14 protein-coding genes and 1 pseudogene are annotated in these 23,852 nt (G+C 59.1%); 8 read left to right on the forward strand and 7 right to left on the reverse strand.

Translation table 11 applies throughout. The features are described from left to right. Window positions 1-34: 34 nt before the first annotated feature. Entirely contained in the window at window positions 35-409 is a 375-nt protein-coding gene (locus F8N44_RS26015; protein WP_150652316.1) for a DUF6124 family protein, read from the reverse strand. 856 nt (window positions 410-1,265) lie between these two features. On the opposite strand from F8N44_RS26015, the gene F8N44_RS26025 reads away from it, so the two are divergent. Then, window positions 1,266-1,664, forward strand: coding sequence for a hypothetical protein (locus tag F8N44_RS26025; RefSeq protein WP_150652318.1), 399 nt, complete (start codon window positions 1,266-1,268; stop codon window positions 1,662-1,664). 543 nt (window positions 1,665-2,207) lie between these two features. Here the strand turns inward: F8N44_RS26025 and F8N44_RS26030 are convergent. Both F8N44_RS26030 and F8N44_RS26035 read right to left on the reverse strand, forming a co-directional pair. Further along, window positions 2,208-4,619, reverse strand: a complete 2,412-nt coding sequence (locus F8N44_RS26030; protein ID WP_137219351.1) for a glucose/quinate/shikimate family membrane-bound PQQ-dependent dehydrogenase — start codon at window positions 4,617-4,619, stop codon at window positions 2,208-2,210. A 217-nt stretch (window positions 4,620-4,836) separates the two neighbouring features. Next, the gene (locus F8N44_RS26035) at window positions 4,837-6,198 is read right to left on the reverse strand and encodes a carbohydrate porin (RefSeq protein WP_150652319.1); all 1,362 of its coding nucleotides are present in this window, start codon (window positions 6,196-6,198) and stop codon (window positions 4,837-4,839) included. Window positions 6,199-6,498: 300 nt separating this feature from the next. On the opposite strand from F8N44_RS26035, the gene F8N44_RS26040 reads away from it, so the two are divergent. Both F8N44_RS26040 and F8N44_RS26045 read left to right on the forward strand, forming a co-directional pair. Next, complete coding sequence (locus F8N44_RS26040) at window positions 6,499-6,729, forward strand: VF530 family DNA-binding protein (RefSeq protein ID WP_007916799.1); 231 nt, start codon at window positions 6,499-6,501, stop codon at window positions 6,727-6,729. Between the two features lies 1 nt (window position 6,730). Then, a complete protein-coding gene (locus F8N44_RS26045) occupies window positions 6,731-7,369 on the forward strand; it encodes a Pr6Pr family membrane protein (protein ID WP_150652320.1) in 639 nt (212 codons plus the stop codon). A 101-nt stretch (window positions 7,370-7,470) separates the two neighbouring features. Here the strand turns inward: F8N44_RS26045 and F8N44_RS26050 are convergent, their stop codons facing one another. Then, a complete protein-coding gene (locus F8N44_RS26050; RefSeq protein ID WP_150652321.1) occupies window positions 7,471-8,259 on the reverse strand; it encodes a siderophore-interacting protein in 789 nt (262 codons plus the stop codon). Beyond that, the gene (locus F8N44_RS26055) at window positions 8,256-8,831 is read right to left on the reverse strand and encodes a PadR family transcriptional regulator (RefSeq protein WP_127929635.1); all 576 of its coding nucleotides are present in this window, start codon (window positions 8,829-8,831) and stop codon (window positions 8,256-8,258) included. The genes F8N44_RS26050 and F8N44_RS26055 overlap by 4 nt, the downstream gene beginning before the upstream one ends. A 509-nt stretch (window positions 8,832-9,340) precedes the next feature. Between F8N44_RS26055 and F8N44_RS26060 the strand changes: the two genes are divergently transcribed. The 5 genes and pseudogenes from F8N44_RS26060 (at window position 9,341) to F8N44_RS26080 (ending at window position 15,008) form a co-directional block, all read left to right on the forward strand. Continuing rightward, window positions 9,341-9,832: a CS1 type fimbrial major subunit gene (locus F8N44_RS26060; RefSeq protein WP_150652322.1), complete on the forward strand. Its 492-nt coding sequence runs from the start codon at window positions 9,341-9,343 to the stop codon at window positions 9,830-9,832. 113 nt (window positions 9,833-9,945) lie between these two features. Then, window positions 9,946-12,467, forward strand: a pseudogene (locus F8N44_RS26065) (TcfC E-set like domain-containing protein). Window positions 12,468-12,471: 4 nt separating this feature from the next. Then, a complete protein-coding gene (locus F8N44_RS26070; protein WP_150652323.1) occupies window positions 12,472-13,683 on the forward strand; it encodes a hypothetical protein in 1,212 nt (403 codons plus the stop codon). A 44-nt stretch (window positions 13,684-13,727) separates the two neighbouring features. Beyond that, window positions 13,728-14,471, forward strand: coding sequence for a molecular chaperone (locus F8N44_RS26075; protein WP_150652324.1), 744 nt, complete (start codon window positions 13,728-13,730; stop codon window positions 14,469-14,471). 33 nt (window positions 14,472-14,504) lie between these two features. Continuing rightward, window positions 14,505-15,008 (forward strand): CS1 type fimbrial major subunit, encoded by a 504-nt coding sequence (locus tag F8N44_RS26080; RefSeq protein ID WP_191630952.1) that lies wholly within the window; start codon window positions 14,505-14,507, stop codon window positions 15,006-15,008. 63 nt (window positions 15,009-15,071) lie between these two features. On the opposite strand, the gene F8N44_RS26085 is transcribed toward F8N44_RS26080, so the two are convergent. Together F8N44_RS26085 and F8N44_RS26090 are read right to left on the reverse strand one after the other, a co-directional pair. Continuing rightward, a complete protein-coding gene (locus F8N44_RS26085) occupies window positions 15,072-20,183 on the reverse strand; it encodes a dermonecrotic toxin domain-containing protein (RefSeq protein ID WP_150652326.1) in 5,112 nt (1,703 codons plus the stop codon). Window positions 20,184-20,375: 192 nt separating this feature from the next. Continuing rightward, entirely contained in the window at window positions 20,376-23,519 is a 3,144-nt protein-coding gene (locus tag F8N44_RS26090) for a transglycosylase domain-containing protein (RefSeq protein ID WP_150652327.1), read from the reverse strand. Window positions 23,520-23,852 lie beyond the last annotated feature (333 nt).

Genomic DNA, 23,852 nt, shown 5'->3' on the forward strand with positions numbered 1-23,852 from the left:
CTCCCTCCGGGAGAGGGTTAGGGTGAGGGGGTTTTCAGCTGTGTGTTGGTGTTTGGGATATTTCGTGGTTATCCAGCACGCGATTTACGGCCAGTTCGGCGAGCATGATGATTTGCTGGATCGCCAGAATCGTGCGCCTTTGTGGCAGGTCGATGTAGGCGGCGATGTCGCTGGTCATGAGGCTGGCCTGGGCCAGTGATTCGCAGGCGTGGACCAGCAGGCTTTCGCTGTCCTGCTCGGGGGCGACCTGGAACATGGTGCTGGGTTTGTGGAAGCGCAGGGTTAACGCGTTGGGTTTGAGGTAGTGGTCGAGGGCGCGTTCGGCGGCTTCGTGGAATTTCTTCGAGCCGGGGAATTCGTAGGGGGTAGTGTCTTCGGTTTCCGGTGGATTGGGTGTTGGCTTTTTCATAGTGAAACTCCGAATGATAAATGGGGCTATCACTCTCAATCACCGCGACGCGACGGAGGGTGGCAGCTGTACGCGGGTTCGCGGACCGAGCCATTCGGCAATCTCGGCATACCCGAAGGTATCCCGCGCACAGCCACCATCAAGCCAAACAACAAGCACCTGAGCGCTCCGGTTTGGGCCGGCGATTATGCATCAAATCGAATGAACTGCTCGGGCCGCGACGCCCCATCGCTGAATTTGCAGCGACCCCCAGAGCCTATCCAGCCAATTTCCGAGGCACAACCGACGCGACTTGTCGGAAAACTCCGTGCAATTTTCAACGTCTGTAGGACGAACACATTTCCCACAGATAAACACTTTTCAACCTGTGGGAGCGAGCTTGCTCGCGAAAGCGGTGTGTCAGGCACCGTAGATGTTGAATGTGCTGACGCCTTCGCGAGCAAGCTCGCTCCCACAGGGTTCTCCGGTGGATTCAAAATGGGTGTGCACAAAAAAAGGCGATGTCCCTCACGAGACATCGCCTTCATTTTTACCGCCGCTAACTCTTATTCCGGCAGTTTGTACGCAATCACGTAGTCACCCATTTTGTTGCCCAAACCAAAGAGTGAGGCGAGCTGACACTCGGCCTTTTGGCTGACCTGGTCATTGCGGGTTTGCCAGTAATGACGGCCTGACTGCCAACCCGTTTCTCTCAGGTGGACTCACGTCTTCTGCAGGAGCAGCCATCGGCAGCCGGCTATAACGTTTCGCGTCTTTAACTCTATTTGATCTGAATACCTGTCAAGTCTGACAGTTATGTATCGGTCGATTTCCCGACATGATTGTCCTTCAACTTCGAAATTTAATGGAACTGAATATGGCGATCAGGAAGGTTGTAAATTCCAGTACTACCGGCACATTTACGGCGAAGATTCAGGGACGCCCTGACTTTGTCCCTAACCGGGTCAGTGTCTTTTTCGACGGCGAGTATTATCACTGCTCCGGGTTAGAGGAGGGGCCGGATACCTCGGTCTTCAGAACTCTGTACTTTCATGTGAAACACGATCCATCAAACCAGCAATCAACGGTTGAACAGATGTCATATATAGCCCGATCAGGCCATGACATTGAAAAGGCTGTAGCCAAGGACGGTACGTTCATTATCGATTTTGATGCGCAGGCTCAGCACTTCAAGATGTCTTTCCATGCAGTTGTTAAAGATCCGGTGGTCGGCAGTAGAGACATTCTGGGGAGCTTTGACCTGCGTAACGAATGACATCAAATGCCTCTCCCGCTTTTGGGCGAGGAGGTCGTGCGCGGGACGGGGCGGACAATCGCAGCTGTACGCGGGTTCGCGGACCGAGCCATTCGGCAATCTCGGCATACCCGAAGGTATCCCGCGCACAGCCACCATCAAGCCAAACAGCAAGCACCTGAGCGCTCAAGTTTGGGCCGGCGATTATGCATCAAATCGAATGAACTGCTCGGGCCGCGACGCCCGTTCGCTGAATTTGCAGCGACCCCCAGAGCCTATCCAGCCGATTTCCGAGGCACAACCGACGCGACTTGTCGGAAAACTCCGAGCAATTACCAGCGTCTGTAGGACAAGCACATTTCCCACAGATCAACACTTTTCAACCTGTGGGAGCGAGCTTGCTCGCGAAAGCGGTGTGTCAGGCACCGTAGATGTTGAATGTGCTGACGCCTTCGCGAGCAAGCCCGCTCCCACAGGGTTCTCCGGTGGATTCAAAATGGGTGTGCACAAAAAAAGGCGATGTCCCTCACGAGACATCGCCTTCATTTTTACCGCCGCTAACTCTTATTCCGGCAGTTTGTACGCAATCACGTAGTCACCCATTTTGGTGCCCAGCGAACCGTGACCACCAACCACCAACAGGACGTATTGCTTGCCGTCCTTGCCGGTGTAGGTCATCGGAGTCGCTTGGCCACCTGCCGGCAGACGCGATTTCCACAGCTCTTTACCGCTGTTCACGTCGTACGCGCGCAGGTATTGGTCGAGGGTGCCGCTGAGGAAGCCGACGCCGCCAGCCGTGACCATCGAGCCGCCCATGCTCGGCACGCCCAAGGTGAAGCCGATCGGGATTGGCGAGCTGTCGCGGCTGGTGCCGTTTTTGCGTTTCCACACGACTTTGCTGGTGGTCAGGTCGATACCGGCAACGTAACCCCAGGCCGGGGCCTGGCACGGTACGCCGAATGGCGACATGAACGGGTGCATGATCACCGCGTATGGCGCGCCGGTGTTCGGTTGCACGCCAGCGGTTTCGCTTTCGCGTTTGCTGCCGGCGGCGACTTGCTCGCGTGGCACCATTTTCGACACGAAGGCCATGTAGTTCGGGCTGGTGAACAGCATTTGGCGAACCGGGTCGACCGAGACGCCGCCCCAGTTGAACACGCCGACGTTACCCGGGTAGATCAGGCTGCCCTGTTCCGACGGCGGGGTGTACTGGCCTTCGTAACGCAGTTCTTTGAACTGGATGCGGCACAGCATCTGGTCGAACGGGCTCGCGCCCCACATGGCTTTTTCGGTGAGTTCCGGGGCCAGCAGGTTGAGGTCCGAACGGGCCTGGGTCGGTGCGGTGTGGTCGCCTTTCACGGCGCCCTGCGGTACCGGGATTTCCTTGATCGGAATGATCGGCGTGCCGTCACGACGGTCGAGGACGTACAGGCTGCCCTGTTTGGTCGGGGCGATCAGCGCCGGTTTCACGCCGTCGGCGGTTTTCATGTCGAGCAGGGTTGGCTGGCTGCCAACGTCCATGTCCCACAGGTCGTGGTGAGTGAACTGGTAGTTCCAGCGCACTTTACCGGTGGCCAGGTCGAGGGCTACAACGCCGGCGCTGAATTTCTCGGCGCCCGGGGTGCGGTCAGCGCCCCACTGGTCTGGGGTCTGGTTGCCCAGTGGCAGGTAAACCATGCCGAGTTTTTCGTCGACGCTGGCCAGCGACCACATGTTCGCCGAGTTGCGGCTGTAGGTTTCGCCCGGTGCCAAAGGCTCGGTGGCGTCTGGCTTGTCGCTGTCCCAGTTCCACACGAGGTGACCGTCGCGCACGTCGAAAGCGCGAATCACGCCCGATGGCTCGTTGGTCGATTCGTTGTCGGTCACGTGACCGCCCATGATCACCAGATCACGGGTAATCGCCGCTGGCGAGGTGGAGTAGTAACCACCGGCGGTGAACGGGCCGATGCCTTGGGTCAGGTCAACTACGCCTTTGTTGCCGAAGCCTTCGCAGATTTTGCCGGTGTCGGCGTTCAGTGCGATCAGGCGAGCATCAGCGGTTGGCAGGTACAGACGACGCGGGCAAGCCTGAGCAACGGCTTTGCCTGCTTCGGAAATCACCGCCGAGGCAGCGTTTTCAGTTTTGGCGTAAGCGGCTTCGTCGTAGTACGACACGCCACGGCAAGTCATGTGAGCGAAGCCTTTGAAGCCGACCGGGCTCTTGATCTGCGGGTCGAAGCGCCAAAGTTCTTTGCCGGTGTCCGGGTCCAGGGCCAACACTTTGCTGTGCGCGGTGCAGGCGTAGATCATGCCGTTGGCTTTCAGCGGGGTGTTTTCGTTGGTCAGCTCGACCGGGTCATCCGCGGTCGGCAGGTCGCCGGTCTGGATGCGCCAGGCTTCTTGCAGCTTGCCGACGTTGGCCGGGGTGATCTGCTTCAGCGGCGAGTAACGGTCACCGAACTCGGTGCGGCCATAGGCCTGCCAGTCACCATCAGGCATGGCTGGCGCGGTGCTGGTGGTGTCCGCGGTGTCGCGGCCCAGCTCGCCGAAAGTTTCGCCCGGATGGGTGAACAGGCTGGCCAGAGCGGTAACGCCGGCCAGCACCACAGCGACGGTCAGACCGCCAGTACCCAATGGCGCAGGGCCGTTAAGCAGCAGCGGACGACGGAACCACGGCAGCAACATCACGAAGCCGAGGACAAACCACAGGGCCAGACGTGGCACCAGTTGCCACCAGTCCAGACCGACTTCCCACAGCGCCCAGACGGTGCTGGCGAACAAGACGATGGCGTACAGGCCCAGTGCTGCGCGACGGCGCATCAGCAACAGGATGCCGCTCAGCGCAATGCCGATACCGGCCAGCAGGTAGTACAGCGAGCCGCCGAGCATGCTCAGCTTGACCCCACCGGCCAACATGGCCAGGCCCATCAGTAGAAGCAGAATGCCGAGCAGGCTCGGTAGCAAACGGCCCCGACTCGAAGCACTTTCGGTGCTCATAGTGTGATTCTCCGTGACGTTTTATGTAGTCCCGCGCTGTAGTCACTTTAGATGACGATTTGGCACAGGCATGGTTCAGATAAAAACTTGTCTAGCTAACGAAATTTCCTGTGGGAGCGAGCCTGCTCGCGAAAGCGGTGTGTCAGACGACTTCTTTGGTGAAGTTGAAATTGCTTTCGCGAGCAGGCTCGCTCCCACATTGGATCTCGGTGGTTTTCTAGAACGAGGACTGGATCTTGATCCCGCCGATCAGGGCGTCGTCGACGTTGTTCACGCCACCGGGGTGGCGGATGTATTGCAGGTTCGGGCGTACGGTCAGCCAGTTCGTGACATGCACGCCGTAATACAGCTCGGCGCTGTATTCGGTGTCTTGCGGCGGCAGGAAGGACGGGTCGTCGTAGTCGTACACGGCGTTGGCACGGTTACTGGCTTCAGCGTTTTTGCGGAAGGCCGGGTTGACGTGCACGCGGGCGAGGGCGAAACCAATGTCATCCTTGGCGCGGGCATCGAACGGGCCTTTGTAGGTGATGCCGGCCTGCACGTAATTGTCGATCGCGTTGGTTTTCTTGTCGTGCATCGTGCCGTTGGCGAAAACGCTCAGGCCGCGACTGTTATCGCTGGCGACGCTGGTGATCTGCTGCTGGATGCCCAGCCACACGCCGTGTTTGCTCGACGCACTGCGGTAGGCTTCGCCGCTGAGAGCCGCCGGTTGGCCGTGGCTGTCCTTATAGACGTCCGTAGCGTTGGCGTTGCTGTAGTAGTAACCGGCGCGGTACTCGCCCGGCAGGCCGTTGAGTTTCGGCGTCCACACCAGTTCGATCGGCAGGATCGCGCCCTGGGTGCCGCTGCCGCTGAGTTTGAAGCCGTTGCCGCGATCGAGGTTCGACGGGTTCTGCTCGTAGGCGCCGACCTGCGCGTACAGTTCCGGGGTCAGGTGATATTTGACGCGCAGCGCCCACTGGCTGACCGGCCAGTTGTACCAGATGCCACCGACCCAGTTGCCGACCTGCGAGCCGCAGAACGCGAGGTTCTGGAAGTCGCACGGGAAGCTGTTGAAGTCTTCACCTTCGCCAAAACGGCCGACTTTGATGTCGAGTTTCTGATCGAAGAATTTCTGCTGGTACCACATCTGCGTCAGGCGTGTGGTCTGGCCACGGCCCCAGACTTCCTGGGCCGAGGTGAAACCACCGACGCGCGGATCGTTGATGCGGTCGTTGCTGATGTTGTTGCCGCTGCGTTTGGTGATGGTCAGTTGAAACTCGGCTTCGTCCCAGCCGAGGATCTTTTGCAGGTCGAGGTGGGTGCCGAGGCCGAACTGGTCGCTGTAACGCGCAGTGCGGTCGTGATCGTAGCCGCCGTGCAGGTTACTGCCCATTTCGCCGGTGTAATCGAGTTTGAAGTCGTAGCCTTTTTCCGAGAGTTCGGTGCGCGTGCCGTTCCAGTCACCAAGCATGTACGGTGATTCACTGTCGAACGCGGGCGCCGCTTGGGCGCAAGTGGCGAGGCCCAGGGCAGTGCAGCCGCCAAGGGTGCGCAGGGTTGAGATAGCGCTGTCTCGGGAGAAGGAAAAATCGGGCATGAATAAGTCTTTTTTTGGTGTTTTCGGGGTGCGGGCTGAGTGCTTCAATAAGTCGCAGGCAGTGAAGCGATTCAGCTGAAGGGCGGCAGGATAATGATCTGTTACAAAAAGACAAAGGCCTTTTGTGAACATGCAGCGTTTCGGATTCGGTAACAGTGCGGCAAACGGGCGCATTGTCGGTCGGTTCGATGCCTGCGATCTTTTCAGGTTGGCCTACATTTGAAGGTAGGCCTTCCACCCGATCACCCCCTCGGCTAAGGTGCGCGGCTTCTGCATTTTCACTTCGCCCAAAGGCCTGGCATGAACGAACAAACCCCCGATCCGCTGCACGGTGTGACCCTCGAACAGATCCTCAATGCCTTGGTGAGTCATTACGAATGGTCGGGGCTGGCCGAGCGTATCGATATCCGCTGCTTCAAGAGCGATCCGAGCATCAAGTCGAGCCTGACGTTCCTGCGCAAAACCCCGTGGGCACGGGAGAAGGTCGAGCGTTTGTACGTGAAGTTGATGCGCACCAAGCGACCGCTCTGACATGGACGCCGCTTGGCGCCGTCGCCTGATCACCTGCGCAGCCGTATTGGGCTGGGCGGGATTGGGCATTCAGCTTTACCTGAGTTTTTTCGCGCGCTTGAGCATCGGCGCCAGCCTCCTGGGTGGGTTGGTGAGTTTTTTCAGCTACTTCACGATCCTGACCAATACGCTGGTGGCGACGGTGCTGACCTGTGCCGTGACTGCGCGCGAATCCGCTGCGCGCCGCTGGTTTTTGCAGCCGTGGGTCAGCAGTGGGATTGCCGTGAGCATTGCTGTGGTCGGACTGGCCTACAGCATTTTGCTGCGGCATTTGTGGCATCCCGAAGGTTGGCAATTTGTCGCCGATGAACTGCTGCACGACGTGATGCCGCTGCTGTTTCTGGGCTATTGGTGGGCGTGCGTACCCAAGGGCACTTTGCGCTGGTGGCATCTGCCGGTGTGGCTGATTTATCCGCTGGCGTATTTCATCTACGCCTTGCTGCGCGGGCATTTGCTCGGCGCGTATGCGTACCCGTTCATTGATGTGGCGGTGTTGGGTTATCCACAGGTGCTGGTCAATGCCGGGGGGATTTTGCTGGGGTTTGTGCTGATTGGATTGGTGGTGATCGGCCTCGACCGCTGGCGGTCAGTACGAAGTTAAATTCTATGTGGGAGCGAGCTTGCTCGCGAATTCGGTTCGTCAGTCTGCATTGAGTCGACTGACCCGCCGCATTCGCGAGCAAGCTCGCTCCCACAATGATCTCATTCTTCTTCGGGAGTACCTTCGGCGCGCCAGTAGCCGACGGCTTTGATGAGTTGTTCATCCAGCCCGTGCTCATCGATCAGCACCCGGCGGATCTGTCGCGAAACCTTGGTTTCGGTTGCCACCCACGCATACAGATTGCCTTTAGGCACCTGCAATTGCTTCACCGTCGTCAGCAGATTGTCCTTGCCACCCTCACGCAACACCCAGATCACATTGACCTGCGCTGCACTTTCCAGCACTTGTTGCTCGGCGCCGTTTTCCACTTCGATCACCACCAGCGCCTTGCGATTGGCCGCCAGGCCTTCGAGGCGGCGGGCGATGGCGGGCAGGGCGGTTTCGTCGCCGATCAGCAAGTAGCTGTCGAAAATGTCCGGCACGATCATCGAGCCGCGCGGGCCGCCGATGTGCAGAAACTGGCCGACGGTGGCCTGTTCCGCCCAGGTCGACGCAGGGCCGTCACCGTGCAGGACGAAGTCGATGTCCAGTTCCAGCGCATCGAGGTCATAGCGACGCGGCGTGTAGTCGCGCATCTCTGGCTTTGGCCCGTCATCCTTGCTGGCGCCGAGCACCATTGTCTCCAGCGCCGCAACCTGCTCGGCGTTCTGCGGGAACAACAGTTTGACGTGATCGTCGGTGCCGAGGCTGATGAACCCGGCCAGCTCCGGCCCGCCGAGGGTGATGCGGCGCATGCGCGGCGTCAGGTCAACCACCCGCAACACTTGCAGCTTGCGACGTTTTATTTCGTGCATCACGCGGTGAATGGTTTGGGTATCGACTGCAGTCATTCGCTTTTCTCCGAAACAGGTTGAACGGCAGGGCCGTCGACGATGGCTTTGGCGGTGTCGTTGAGCAGGTCACGCACGCGCAGGATTTCTGCGGCGCTCCAGCGGCCGTGGTGCATTTGCAGGGCATGGCGCAGGTTGTGTACGGCTTCGTGGATTTCCGGTGGCCGATCATGGCCGCGCAGTGAACGTTTGCTGACATCGATGCGCATGCGTACGCCATCGAGTGCTACGGCTTGTTCGCTTAAAGACAAACGACCCGCTTCAGTGACGCTGTAGCGTTTTTTGCCGCCCTCGGCGTCGCCAGTGATCAGCTCGCTCTCTTCGAGGAAGGTCAGGGTCGGGTAGATCACGCCGGGGCTGGGACTGTAGGCGCCGTCGAACATGCCTTCGATCTGGCGGATCAGGTCGTAGCCGTGACACGGCTGTTCGGCGACCAGCGCCAACAACAACAATTTCAAATCACCGGGGGCGAACACCCGGGGCCCACGGCCGCCGCGCTCGCGTCCGGGGCGCTTCTCGAAGCCGTCACGGCCGTCGCCGTGCTCGCGGTGGGGGGAATGATGGTCTCTCATTTCAGTCTTCTCTCGTCGTGTTTAGATACAACTTAAGATATATCTTATGGCGGGTGCAAGACGTTTTTCCCGCAGACGCGACCTCGGCTGACGAGCGGCAGCCAACCCGCCAATGCAAGCGGTGATTTTTCAGGCGGATGTCGCCAGCTATAACTTGAAAGTTAAAGTCATCGCTCTATTTGATGTAGAGTATATGTTCTAAATTGCACTGGGTTGCCGTATTGGCGGGGCGAAGTTGCTGTATGGTTTTTTAACTTAAACTGTCTGTAGGGGATAACTTACAGTTACTGTTTCGAATATCGTTTTTTTGTTCTTTTTTCTGGCGGGTCATGAGGTTGTTTAACTACGAGGTTGTCGGAAGTTGCCTGCTTACTTTCCAGAGGCAACAGCCGATGATGCCCCGGCATTGAAAGTTCAAGTTGACCTGGCTCAACTCGGGCAATGACTCGGGCAGTGTTGTCTTGAACTTTCAATGTTCATCCCCCTATCAAGAAAACAGGTACATAACGATGTTCAAGAAACTCGCAATCGCCGCTCCACTGGCTCTTCTGGCACTGGGTTCCACTGGCGCATTCGCCGCTGGTGAAGCGTCGCACTCGATCAGCCTTGTCGCGCATGTGCCGACCAATGGTTTCTATGTGGTGCCGACCGATCCGGATCTGGTCAACAAGGACCAGGACATGAGCTATCAACCGACCACCGGCAAGATGCGCGACGTCAATGGTTTCTTCGATGTGCGCAACAACAACGGTTCGGTTCACGCCAGCCTGGAGAGCCAGCCGAAGTTGGTCGCCGGCAATACTTCGATCGATCTGCAAGTCATGCTGAACAACAAGGAACTGACCCTGACCCCGCAATTGGTCGTGGGTGAGTCGGAGTCGGACGTCAACTATCGCGCCCCGCTGAAAATCTCCGCCAAGGGCAGCAACTTCCAGCCAGGCGATTACACCGGTTCCGTGGCAATGATCTTCGATGCCGTGCCACCGGTTGCGGGCAACTGATCACATTGATCGGGCACTGAGCGTGCACTTTTACAAGTGCCGCTAACCGACGGGGCAGGCAGCAGTGTTTGCCCCGCCGGACTTTCCTTGTTTGTAAATCAGAGTACGAGTTCATGTTCCCGATGACACCCATCGCGGCTGCGCTTGCGCTGTTGTTTTGTGCCAGCGCAGCCGTGGCGTCCAACTCCACCGGTACCACACCCCGCAGTCTGCTGGCACAGGCCAAGGGTTTACCGGCGGATTTCGAAGAGCATTTCTTTGATGTGCCTCTGGCAGTACGGGTTGAAGTCGATCAACAACCGCTGGGTGAGGCCATGGTGGTGTTGTCCCGCGATGATCGCATCACCCTGCTCGAATTCACCGACACCAGTGAAAACCGCTTGGGTCCTGCCGAGCGCGAAAAGTGGGCGAGCTTTCTCAAGCCCGGCGCGCCACTGGGGGCGTGCAGCCGATCCTGCCCGGATCAGTTTCTGGCCGTGCACTACAACCTGGAAAACTCGCTGGTCTCGATCGTCACCGAAAATGCCGAGCGCGATGTCGAGGCCATACGTTATTACGATCAGCCTGACGGCGGCAGTCATGGCCTGATGGTGCGTAACCAGCTCAATCTCAATGGCGGTCAGGACCAGGATCTCGGCGGACGCTTCGGCCTTGAAGCCAGCGCAAGTCTGGGCAACTGGAGCCAGACGCTCAATTTGCAATTGGCCCGTCTCGGCGGCCCGGACGACAAGCTGTATCACGCCGTGCAAGAGCTGCACACCCAACGCGAACTGCAGGGCAGTTTTTTCCGCCTGGGTTATTTCACCCCCAATTCCGAAGGGCTGACGCGCCAGCCGCGCACGTTCGGCACCAGCCCCGACACCGCTGTCGGCGTGATGTACGGCAGCTCCGACAGCCTCGCCATCAACAGCCCGATGCCCAGTGTTTATCCGATCTACGTCACCGCCAACCGCCAGGGTTCTGTCGAGATCTGGCGCGATGGCCTGCTGATCAATACCCAGTCGGTGCCGGCCGGTTTGCAGACACTCGACACCCGACCACTGCCCGGCGGTATTTATGAGGTGGAAGTGCGGTTGATCGAAGACGGCCAGATCACCTCCACTACCCAGGAGCTGGTGTACAAGCCCAACAACTGGCGCAACCTCGACGAGCGCTGGCGCTACAACGTCTTTGCCGGCGAAGAACAAAAACTGCTGAGCAACTGGGACACCCAGGCCAGCGGCAGTCCGACGGCGGGCGCTTCGGTGAATTACCTGCTGCATCCACGGGTGATTCTCGGCCTGTCAGCGCGGCAGATTCGTGAAAAGCTGCAATACGGCACGTCCATCGACTGGACGCTGGCCAATCACATCACGATGTACGCCAACGTCTACAAGACCGAGGATTACGGCACCGGTCTTGACCTGCAAAGCCTCTACAACTATGGCGCCGGCAGCATCGTGGTCAGCCACAACCGCAGTTGGCTCGACACCACCAACACCTACGACATCCTGCCGGACGGCACTCGGGTGCGGCCGCGCAATGTCTTTGTCGGCCAGACCAGCAATTCTTCGCTGGCGCTCAACCATCGCCTCAGCAGCAAGAGTTCGGTCAACGCGCGGGTCTCGCACAGCGAGGGCAATGTCGAAGGCATGGGCGTCGATCTGGGCTGGACCCAGCGCACCATGGTGCTGGGCAGCGATGCCAGTTGGCGCCTGTCGGTTTTCGATCGGCCGGGCAGTTTCAGCAGCGGCGATACGCGCAATCGCGGGGTCGACCTGAGCATCAACATGGCGCTCGGTGCACCCGGCCAGCAGATCACCGGCAGTATCGGTACACGCACGGCCCGCGATGGCACGCGTGACAACAACGCCTCCCTCGGCTGGCGCAAGGATTTTCAGGATCATGTCCTGCAAAACGTGTCGCTCACGGCACTCACCGACACTTACGGGGTAGGCGTCGCCAGCCTCGCCAACTTCCGCACCGACGCGGTCAATGGCGACGGGTTCATTCAGCGCTCCTCCTACAACGGCAACTTCACCGGCGGCCTCAACATTGACAGCACTTTGGTGGTCGGCGGGCAACAGATACTCATGACCAGCCAGAGCGAGGTGCGCGGCGCCGGGATGATCGTCGACGTCGAGTCGGACATCGAGGGCATCGTCCTGCGCGCAGACGATTACAGCGGTGGCGGTGCGGCGTTGAAGCCGGGGCGCAACTTCATTCCGATCACGGCTATCAGAACAGCTCGGTGAGTTTCGACTTCGAAGGCAACAACGTTCCGGCGGCCACCATCGAGCCGGCGCGCAGCCGTTATCACCTGAACAAGGGCGGGGTGGAGTACCGCAAGGTGCGGGTGATGAGAACCCTGACCGTGCTCGGCCGGCTCATCGATGAGCAAGGACGACCACTCAAGGGCCATCACGTGATCAACCACGCCAGTCGTGGTGTCACCGAGGTCGACGGGTTCTTTTCGATGGAAATGAACGCCGGCTCGCCGACTCTGGAAGTGCGCCAGGGCAATCAGTTGCTGTGTCAGTTCCGTCTGGATGCCGGTAGTCATCGCAGTGAAAACAACGTGTTGATGATCGGTGATCTGCGTTGCACGCCGGACACCTTGGCCGACCTCACCTCCACCGAACAGAAGGCGGGTTGATCCCATGAAGATATTTACAAGTGGTTGTGCATTGGCGCTGGCGCTGGGCTTGTCCACGGCGCAGGCGGCTAGCCATGAGATCCGCGCGATATTTCAGCCGGACTCTTCGCAGCCGGGCAAGAACGTGTTTGTCAACCAGACCCCGAACAGCGGTTATTGCGCAACGTACCCGGATCAATGCGCGGAAAATGGCACGTTCAGTATTCAACTGCCGATTCGTTTCAATGCCAGCCACATCGGCGCCAATTGGGGGGTGGGTATCAAGGTGCCCGCCAATTGGCGGCGACTGACGGTCACCAATATGGACACGCAGGAAACGGAAATCGTTGAAGTTCGTATCACAGGTGTCGGTTCAAACTATGTTCTGAACCGTCCGGCACACGAAATAGTCGGTGTAGACAATCCCCTGCTGGGCCATCAAAAGCTCTGGGAAAGCAGCAGCTGGGTGTATGCCCCCTCACCCTGTCAGTACAGTGGTGTCGGAGCTTACGAACCGGCGAGCTACCGGTTTTTCTGGAAAACCCCCATCGAGGGTTACTGTGCGAAGAAGTCGACGGCGTTTATCGGGGCCATGTACTTCGATACCCTCGACTTCGCTTATGAACTGCGCACGCCCAATCCGTTGGGTATGTCGTCGGGTCTGTACACCGGGTCACTGACTTACAGCCTCGGGCGTGCTGGCGATTTCAGTATGGGGGCGGATTTCCAGCCGGACGACTCCAGCCTGACCCTGGACTTCGTGCTGGACGTACAGCACACCCTAAAGGTCGATCTGCCACCGGGCGGCGACCAGGTGTCGCTGGAACCTGTAGGCGGATGGGCACGCTGGCTCGACAGTGGGCGCAAGCCGACACGGATTTTTCGCGATCAACTGTTCTACCTTTCGGCATCGTCACGTTTCAAGGTGCTGATGTTGTGCAGTTCGACTGGCGGACCCGCATGCAAGCTGGGCAGTCCGAAGGGTGATACCACCGAGGTCGAAGTTTTCCTCACTCTGCCTGCCGGCATCACCGACTCCAGCGGCAACAACGTCACCAGACATCCACTGAACTTCAACGTCTGGGCGGGCCCCTTCCTGCCAGGCGTATACGTGGATCGCAAGCCCGGCTCGCTGTTGTTCGAAATGACCCCGTTCGCGATCGACTTTCTTCTCCAGCCCGGCAAGGCCGACAGGCTGCGCGGCAACATCACCATCATCTGGGACTCGGACGTATGACCGTCCGAGCAAGGCCTTACCCAATATTCAAGGAGTTGAAGACGATGAACCGTGGTTTTCTGCTGAGCCTGCTCAGCGTGTTTTGCCTGACGGCGCAGGCCGGTCCGCAAATCAATGTCGGCACTGTCTACGACTATCTCGATGCCGATAAAAGTACCTACCTGAAACGGGTGTTCAACAGCGGCGACGCCACGGCATTCGTCAAGATCAATGTGCTGGAGATCATCTACGGCGCCGATGGCGTGCCGCAGGAAGTTCCCGTGCAAAACGCTGCCGACGGCGCCTCGCGCAATGGCGTGATGGCCAGCCCGGCACGGCTGATCGTGCCGGCGCAGGGCATGCAGGGCACGCGGTTGCTGTACATGGGCGAGCGTGATCGCGAGCGTTATTTCCGTGTGCGTTTCGTCCCGGTGGTGCCGGAACAGGAAGACGAGTTCGTGGTCAGCAGCGAGGAGCGCGAAGACTATAAAAACTCGCTTTCCGCAGGGGTCAACGTGATGACCGGCTTCGGCACGATCTTCTTCGTGCGGCCCAAGGACGCGCGTTTCGCCACCGTCGTCAATGACACCGAGAGCCGCTACGAACTGCGCAACAACGGCAACACCGTGCTGATCGTCGATGAGTTCAAGAGTTGTTCGCTGAGCAAGGAAAGCGACTGTGGCGCCACCACCAAACACCACGTGCTGGCGGGCAAGACCTTTGCCTTCGACAAGGAAAAGGGCCGCCAGTACAGTTTTTTTCTGATCGAAGGCAGCGACAGGAAAATCATGAAGATCGCCAGTCGCTAGGTTTGTTTTCCATTGACGCATCGGGTAACCAACATGATCAAGCAATGCACCGCCGCCGCGCTGCTGGCCACCACTGCGCTCGCCGGCACCGGGGCGTGGGCCGCGCGCGAAGAGCACACCTTCGAAGTGTCCCTGACCATTCCCAGCCGGCCGTTCTACATCATTCCAGCCGAACCGGACTGGATTCACCGGCCACAGCGCCTTGAGTGGGATTACCAGCGTGCGAGCCTCAGCGGGCTGCAGAGGAATTTCGATGTGCGCCATGACAGCAGCGCGATTGAAGCGCGCCTGGCCTTCGACCCCTATCTGGAGAATGGCCGAGCCGGTGAAGTGATCGATCTGCGGGTCGCGTTCAATGATGTCGAGTTGAGTTCGCACCCCATCCCGCGTCAAGTGCTGTCCGAAGAGGAAGCCGCCGGAGGCAAACGTGTGGCGTTGAAGATCGACCCGATCGAGCCTGCGGGTGGTTACCGCTCCGGGGATTACCACGGCAATGTGGTGCTGATGTTCAATGCCAGGGCGCCGAGGGCGGAATGAATCTGGCAGTCGCTGCAGTCCGGCCAGTCCTTGTCATGGCCTGGCCGGGTTGAAAACCTGTCGTCAGAGGCCCGCGACTCTCATCGCTTCCCGAGTGAATTGTCGGGACAGTTCGTTGCGCTGATAGCCAATGTCATTGAGCAGTTTGTCGTAACGTCGCTGGCTCATCGGTTCGCCGGTGAATACCTCGGCGTGGGGGATGCCGAGTTGAGTCGCGAGTTCTTCCATTTTTCGCGTCAGTGCATTGAACCGGGTTCGATCGGTCAGGTTGGCCCATTGCGACTGAGCCTCGCGCAGTTCATCGAGCAGTTCTGGTTTGCCCTCGAAGAGTTGATCGTTGCGCTCGTATTGCGTCGGGTGGGTCTTGCGCAAGTGACGCTCCCAGAAGTTGTCCGAAGAGAGATCGATCATTGCGTTGACCAGGCCGTCGCCCTGTTCCCGCTTCATGATCATTCTGTAAGCGGTTTCGATTTCATTTTTAGTTACCCCGGAACGCCCCTCGTAGAGCATCTCTTCGGACTGCCAAGGCAGTTCCAGTCTTTGCGCCAGCCCTCTCTCGAATGCCAGGTGGACTTCTACTTCATCTGGAGCAAGCCTGCTCGGATCAATCAGGTTCTGTTGTTCCTGACGGCTGTACTCCACGCGGGCCTCGTCACTCACCAGGTCCAGCCGCGCAGCACTGCGGGCCAGGCGCACGAGTTTGTCGTCCAGAGTCTTGGCGGAGGTCTGCTCTGCATAGGCTTTGGACACCAGCACTTTCATCCCCAGTGAGTTGAACAGTTGCGCACCGAGATCGCCGCAGTCATCCGGGGAGACAATCTGTTTGAACAGTTTTTCCCGCAGTTCGGAATCGAGACTGGCGGCTTCGACCATTTCCCAGACGCGCTTGGTCAGCTTTCGTCGTCCGGAATCGGTCTGGTAATCGGCGCTTTCTCTTAGCTTGCGGATCACGCTGAAAAAGCCGTCGGAGTCCGGCTCGGCCATCAGGTCATGCCAGGATTCTTCGCGATACTTGCTCAAAGCCGACGAAGGGCTGAAGCCGCCAGGCCCATCGAAAGGTGTTTGCCAATGGCTGAGCTCGGTGCCGTCCGCTGGCGGGTAATCCGCCACAAAACCCAAGCCTGAAGATTGCCGGTAGCGGCCATAACGCACCCGGTCCTCATTGGTCAGTTTCGAGGTATTGAAACGCGCACGGCTGAGGACGAACGCCTGATCGGAGTCAGGCGTGACTTCGGGCAGGGTGTTGATCGGCGCTTGCCGCATGTCGAGCATGAAACTGCGTGGTCGGTGCCGGTTGACGGTGCCGACTTTGAATAACCCCTCGGGCCAGGTCTGGATATCGGTTCTAGCCAAGCTCAGCTCCTCCAGCCGGTACATTCGTCCGACATCCGGTGGCACGCGCAATGGATTGCCGTTGAGGTTCAGCGAGCGCAGGCGCACCAGTCCATTGAGTTGTTCGTTGGAACGGTGCGTCAAGCGGATGCGGTTATCGGTCAGATCCAGATCCTCGAGTTGGCGCATCTGGCCGACGCTGGAGGGTATTTCTTTCAGATCGCACTGGCGGGCGCTTAATTGGCGCAGATGGGGGAAGCTGCCCAGAAGTCCATCGGGATCTGCCGAGAGGGGTGTTCTGTTGAGTCTCAATGAGGTGATCTGATCGAGGTGACTCTTGATGTCCGGTCGCTTGCGCAAATCGTTCCACCAGCGTTCAAGATCATAACGATTGAATTCGCTGGTCAGGTCCAGCGTATAGCCTGGCTGCGGAGGATGGCTTTGCCCATCGAACTGATCGCTGTTGCGCTCGAAACATTCGATCAACCTTTCCTCAATATGCCTTCCGCCGGTTTGCATGAAGTCCAGCGACGCGCCGTAGGGCTGTTCTCCCGAGTTGTCCATTGGTGCGGGATGATCCTCGCGCCATTTCTCTAATGCACGGTGCAAATCCTTGCGCTCGTTCTCCAGCTTCACGATGGCATCGACAGGGTCACCCTCGCGCCTCAAGTTCTCGATGAAGGTATTTACCTTTCTTGTGTTCATTTTCGGGTAGAGCTGGCTGACACGTTGTTCTGGCGTCTGTTTAGCAAACGGCCATGGCCAACCGCGTACCAGGGTTTCGGTTTCAATCGTCACCTCGGGCCGAATGGGCGGCTCTGCCAGTGCGGTTCGGCGCTGCGCAGGGGAGCTGGCGTCCTCCATGATCGACAGTTTCAGCCCGCGTCCCTGACCGGGTTGGTAACCCACGGCCGGCCGTGTTTCGCTAGGCACGGCATGCAGAATCGACTCGTAGAAATCATCAGCGTCATGCAGTTGGCGGTTGCTGGCGTCGAGCACTTCATAGCGACCTTGTTCGTCGCGGATCAGGTGCCTGACGGTGGTTGCATCATCTGGCCCGACACTACAGCGCAGCGGCCCGTCATAGGTGCCCTCGCGTACTTCCAGGCGCAGATCGGCGAAGGTGTCGGTGTTAAGTCTGAGCGTATTGAGGGCGAGACGTTCGGTGTCTGCAGTGAACAGTTCGTCGTGATAAAAACCATCGTAGGCGCGTGCAGCGGACGCTTCGAAATCCAGCTCACGGGCCTGAGCCTTGAGGCGCAATGGCAGGCGTTGTTCATCAGTGATTCTTTGCAGCTCAGCGGATCTGGCCTGGGCCACGAGCTTTTCGGCGAGCGGCAGAGGCAGATCCGGGAAGGTCTTTTTGACGATTCTGGTGTCGGCTTTGTCTGATCTTTCGCCGGCTTGATAGACATGGCGAGATACGGCGCCACGGCGATCATCGACGGTATCCGCGAGCTGATTGCGCAAGGCCGCGACACGTTCGTCGCGGGCAACGTCGCGACCCAGCAGGTTGTTGAATTCTGCATCGGTAAGGAAATTCGCCACCCTGTCCGGCAACCGGCCCGCGTTCAGATCATCGAGGCTGATGCTCAAGGTATCGGCCGGCAACGCCTGCGGGTTGCCGTACTTGCGCGAATGGCCGCTCAGGCTGGCATCGGCAAACACCTCCAGCGCTTTGCCGCTTGGCCAGCCCGGTACAGCGGTCAACATCGGTTCCAGCCAGACCGCTTGTGGATCGATCGGCCGACCGCCACGAATGGCGGCACTCGCCGTCAGCACATCGTCGTAGGCACTGAAGCGTTTGACCGTATCGGCCAGCAGCGGCGGTGGAGGGCTGTTGTCGATGTGTATCTGACGCAGCGCGTTGTGATCGGTGCCGCTGCTGATGCGGATTTGCTCAAGCTCCGTGGGGGAAAAACGTTCGACGCTGTGGCCCAGTCGCCGCATCAACGCCTCATTTGGCCAGTCGTGCGGGGTTTCCACTTCATGCACCCAGGCGCCGTGGCCGTTGTGGTCGATTTGCGGTTTGTAGGCGTTGGCGCGCTTCGGGTGCTTGATGCGGTGAGTGTTGGACGTCGGGTCCGTCGTGGCTTTCTCGACGACGTACAGCTTGCCTTCCAGCGGCAGGATGTTTTCGTTGCCGTACTGATGCAGGCCATGTCGATCGGGTTTGGCACCCGGCGAGAGCATCAGTTCATTGCGTTCGTAAGGACTCAGGTCCGGGTGCCATAAACTGTTTTTGCCGTCAGGCAGCCTGACCGGTTTCATCCCATCGACCAACGGAGACAGCTTGACGCGAAAGGCTTCGCCGATTTGTGCGCCGGCTGTGAAAGCGGCCAGTTGAATGATGTCGGTCACCACGCTGATGACATGCCCGGCGGCTTCTTGCCAAAGGCCTTCGGCCAGATCGACGATGCCTTCGATGACGTCGCTGGTCAGCTGGTAAGCGGTGTAGGCCATCATCAATTCACCCAGACCCGGCACGAACGGCGTGGCGATCAACAATGCGACATTGAAAATGTCCGAGAGGATTTTCTTGAAGTTGTCCCACCACGCCCAGCGCGCCTTGCTATCGGTGTCGGCGGTGGAGACGGCGATTTCCCGGGCATCGTTGAGGATTTTGTTGAGCTTTTGCTGGTAGGCGTGGCGCCAGTAATCGCCCTGTAATTTCACCCGGCTGAATTGCAGGTTGGGATTGTCCACCGGATCCTTGCGCCACGCCGGTCGCTGATCGGTCGGATCCTGACGCGAGTGATACCTGACGATAAACAGCCGTTGCTCAAGCTCGGCAAAGAAGTGCCCGCGCTGCTGCTGATCGACAAACTGGCTGAAAAACTGACGGTAGGTCTGTCCGGTCGATTCGCTGAATCGGTCGTCGCGAAACTGGCGCGCCAATTCATCGCGGAACGCTTTCAAAGAGTCGTACTCCTTGAGCGGGTGATCCGGGTCGTGGGGGATGTAGACGATCAGGCGTCGAACGCCGCGACTGTCCGAAACCGTATGGGTCAGCAGTAGAACGCCGGTCAGTCGAGTGCCGAGCAGCGACAAGTCAGAGCACTGCATGGAGCGGCCATTGAGCAGGAGTTGCGGTTTGCCTTCGGCCAGGGTCAGCAGCATTTTGTAGGCGTCGTACTGGATATCGTCCTTGATCAAGGCCAGGTGCGCGGCGACGGCGAGAGCATCCTTCTGACTCTCGCTGACCTTGTGTTGCAGCACGCCTTCGGCCAGTGGCTCGCCGGGTAGCAGGTAGCTTTCCAGATGCTTTTTATACTGTGCGCCGATATCCAGATCGCGGCACAGCGTCTGGAACTGGCTGATGGGCATGGCACCTTTGATCGGCACGACATCGAACAGACCGCGTTCGTCGGGCTGGCTGATGTAGTCCGAGCCATGCCCGATGGTTTCACTGCTGGCGAAGTTGTGCAGGGCAGCCTCCAGCAACGAAACCGTGCGGGTTACGACGCCCCTGGAAACATCGATGGCGTACCACGGTTTGTCTTTCGGCAGGTACAGGCGCAGGAAGGTGCTTTTGACGTCCGGCTCAATGCCATGACGCTCCTTGATTTTTGCCTTGAGCAGCGGCTCGGCGAAGGCATGGAGATCGGTTTTGGCCAGCAGATGGTCAACGCGGTTCTGCGAACTCCACGCCTTGAGATTGGCGGCAGCGAGTTTGTTCAGATAGGCGGTGGGGGCGCTGGTGTACCAGGGTTGAATCTTCAGCGGCGAGGCTGCCAGGGCACGGCCCCGGCTGACGGTGGCGGTTTTGAAATGGTCGTTGACGGCGGACTTGATGAATTCGTAATGCCGCCCTTTGTCCGCAGGCTGGGGAGAGTGAGACATGGCCAATCATCCTTGATTGTTGAGGAGTGATCAGCCTACTCAGGGCAGGGCAAAACAAAAGTTCAAAGATCGGGAGGCAAACGGCGTTGCGCAGCGCCAACCTGACGAAAATTCGAATCTGAAAAATACATGAATACCACCTGCCGGAGCGAAAATTCGTCACCCTGATGCAGAAAAAGCCGACACGATTTGTTACCTCACTGTAGGGCGCGGCGCTTCAAGCATCGCCACGCTGGCGGTCTGCGTTGGCGTGCATTGTGAGGCGCTGCCCGGTTGCAGATACGGCGTCAGAATCGGCGCCATGCCCTTGAGCACCTGCACCGGCAGGGCCGAGGTGAACTTGAAGTTCTCCGCCGAACGCCCCGGAACGAACGCGGTGAGGGTGCCGAAATGGTGTTCACCGATATAGAACACAAAGGTAGCGGTGCGGTTGATCGACTTCGAACTGAGGATGCGTCCGCCCGAGCCGATGGCCTCGATGCGGTTGTCCCCGGTCCCGGTTTTGCCACCCATGGCCAGCGGGCTGCCATCAGCCAGTTTGAAACTGCCGGAAACACGTTTTGCCGTACCGGCATCGACCACTTGCGACAGCGCCTCGCGCATTGCTCTGGCCACTTCCACCGGCATCACTCGTTTGCCGACATGCGGGTCGTTGACCAGTTGCGTTTCGTACGGCGTGCCGGCGGCGAAATGCAGGCTGTCGATGCGCAGCGTCGGCATGCGCACGCCGTCATTGAGGATGGTGCCGATCAGCTCGGCCAGTGCGGCAGGGCGGTCGCCGGAGCTGCCGATAGCGGTGGCCAGCGACGGCACCAGGTGATCGAATGGATAACCGACTTTCTGCCAGCGCTGGTGAATATCGAGGAACGCCTCGATCTCGAGCATGGTGCGGATACGGCTGTCGCGGGCGCCCTTGTGCTTGCTTTTGAACAGCCAGCTGTAGACTTCCTGACGTTCGAAATGGCTGGCCTTGACGATCTCGCTGAAGGTCGCGTCAGGGTGGTGGAGCAGGTAGCCGATCATCCACAGGTCCAGCGGGTGCACCTTGGCGATGAAGCCTTGATCGGGCAAATCGTAACTGCCGGGGCCGTAGGAATCGTAGAGGCGGATCAGGCGATCGTCGGTGAGTTTTTCGCTGAGCTTGGCGCCTTTGAGGTGTGAGCGCACGAAGGTGTTGAAGTCTTCCTGACTGGCGTCGGGCAACAAATAGCGATGCACGGCAGCCATGCGGATCGGCGTCGGACGCATGCTGTCGAGGAAGGTGTCGAGGCGCGCTTGGGTGTCTTTGTTTTTGTATTTTTTCCAGAACTTGAGCTGGAACGAGGTGCCTTCGCGGTCGGCGAAACTGGCCAGGTATTCCTGGCGACGCGGGTCGCGATCATCCTTGAGCAATTCGGCACTGTTGTTGGGGCCGGAGTAGGTGGTGTAACGCACCAGATCGCGCATCAGGCGAATGAACGGCAGGTTGATCGACTCGCGCAGGGCATCGCGCAGGGTCGGTAGGCGGCCGTTGTCTTCCTTGCGAAAGTTGTGGAACGTGTGCAAGCCGCCGCCGGTGAAGAATGCCTCGCCGGGGCTCGCCGAGTATTTGCGATCGAGTGCGGCGCCGAGCAGCTTCGACAGGTCGTGATCCTTGTTTTGAATCAGGTAATCGATGACCCACTGGCTCAGGCGATCCTGATCGGGGACTTCGACTTTCTTCAACTCCGGCACGCTCATCGCGCCGTACTTGTCGTGCAGTTCGGCGATGATTTGCAGGTACGTGGTGAGTACGCGCATTTTCGCCGTTGAGCCGAGTTCGAGTTTGCTGCCTTCGTTGATGTCGAAGGGCTGGTCGGTGCTGTCGGTCTGCACCCGTACGCGGGAACCGTCCGGCGTCAGTTCGAAAAGGGTGAAGCTGTAGCGCACTTGCGTGGTGCTGGTCGGCGTCAGCAAGCGTTCGCCGAGCAGGCCGATTTCAGCGGCATAGACTGGGTCGGCAAGTTTTTTCAGGTACGCGGTGGCCTGGGTTTGCAGCTCGCCCTGAAGGGTACTCGTGGCTGACAGATCGAGGCGGTCGAGATCGTACAGCGGCCGGTTGAGCATGCTCGCCAGACGACTGCGGGCGGCGCTGATGCCCTTGTTGGTTTCGATGGGCTGCATGGTCGGCTGGGTCTGCCAGTCGCGATAGCTGACCTTGCTGGCAAGGGCGGCATCGGCCAGGGCGCTGTCGATCACAGCATTCTGCTTGAGCAGACGCAAATGGCTGTCGGTGAGGTCGGCGAGTTCCTCGCGGCCTTTGGTCAGATAATACGAAGGTCGGCGCTGGGCGATCATCAGCGAGAGCATCTCGCGCAGGGCCAGGCCTTTGTCGGCCATGGTCTTTGGATCTGTGGCCGGGTTGTTGAGTTGTTCGTTGGCTTTGTTGAAGTCGCTGCCGTACCAGACCCGCAACCCTTCCGCCATGCCATGCACTTCGCCATGCCCCGGCACCGCCGACAGCGGCACGCTGTTGAGGTAGTCACGCACGATGTTTTGCCGTGCGCCCAGCGTCTGTGGGCCCGGCTGATAGGCGCGCACGCTGGCGGACATCATCTGCCGCAGTTTTTCCGCACCGGACACCGTCAGGCCATCCGGTGAGTGACGGTACTTTTCCAGCTGCGTCGCCAGCGTGCTGCCGCCCGCCGACTGGCCGGGCAAGCGCAGCAATTTCGCCACTTGCGACCACGCCGCCATGCCGAAGCGCGGCCAGTCCACAGCGGGGTTGGCCAGCGGTTGTTTCGGGTCGAGCAAGAAACGGTTTTCAATGAACAGCAGACTGTTGACCACCACTGGCGGAATGGCTGCAAAATCAGCGTAGAGCTGTTGCGGATAGTTGTACTTGTACAGTGGCGCGGCGCGGCAGTCGGTGATCGACAGCCCGGCCTGAATCTTCTCCGAATACGGCACGAACAGGCCTTTGTCGGTGTAGCTGAGCAGCGCTGGCGAAAAGCGCGTCTGCTCGGTGACGATGTAATTGCGTTTAAGCAGGCGCGGCAGGAATTCATCGAGGGAGCTGTAACCCAGGCGCAGATCGAACGGCCCATTGCCCGGATAACGAATGGCTTCGCTGGGGCCGGGTTCGAGGGTGTACGTCAGTGACGCCGCGTACTGGCTGAGCTCGCGTGACTGGAAGCGCGAGGTGCGCATTTCCTTGGACGCGGCCAGTCCCACGACAATCGCGATAATCACCAGCAACAACCAGAAAGCCTTCCACCCATGCCGGTTGCGGCGGGGTTTTTCAGGGACAGGCGCTTCATCCACTCGTTCAGTCGGAACCACGGCTTTACTCGAATCGGTTTGCCACAAAGCGCCCATAGTCGATTGATCCATTCACGCAGATTGATCGGACTTGTCTGAAGCTTAGACGGTGGTTGAGGCTGGTGAAAAAAATGTGAAGGGTTGGGAGAGGGGTGGTTGCTGAATAAATCTGAAAAGGTCAGCGGCGGGGCGAAATGAGCCTGGAGCCAACTCTGTGGCGAGGGAGCTTGCCCCCGCTCGACTGCGCGGCAGGCCCAAACCCTGCGATATCGGTTTGCCTGAAACACCGCTTTGCGGCGCAATGCTGGTAAAGCAGGGACATGACGATGCACCAATGCTGTGCAATACTCGGCGGCTTTTTCAGTGGCGAATATTCCTACGCAAAGCAGG

This window comes from Pseudomonas fluorescens, assembly GCF_902497745.1.
Classification (GTDB): Bacteria; Pseudomonadota; Gammaproteobacteria; order Pseudomonadales; family Pseudomonadaceae; genus Aquipseudomonas; species Aquipseudomonas fluorescens_BM.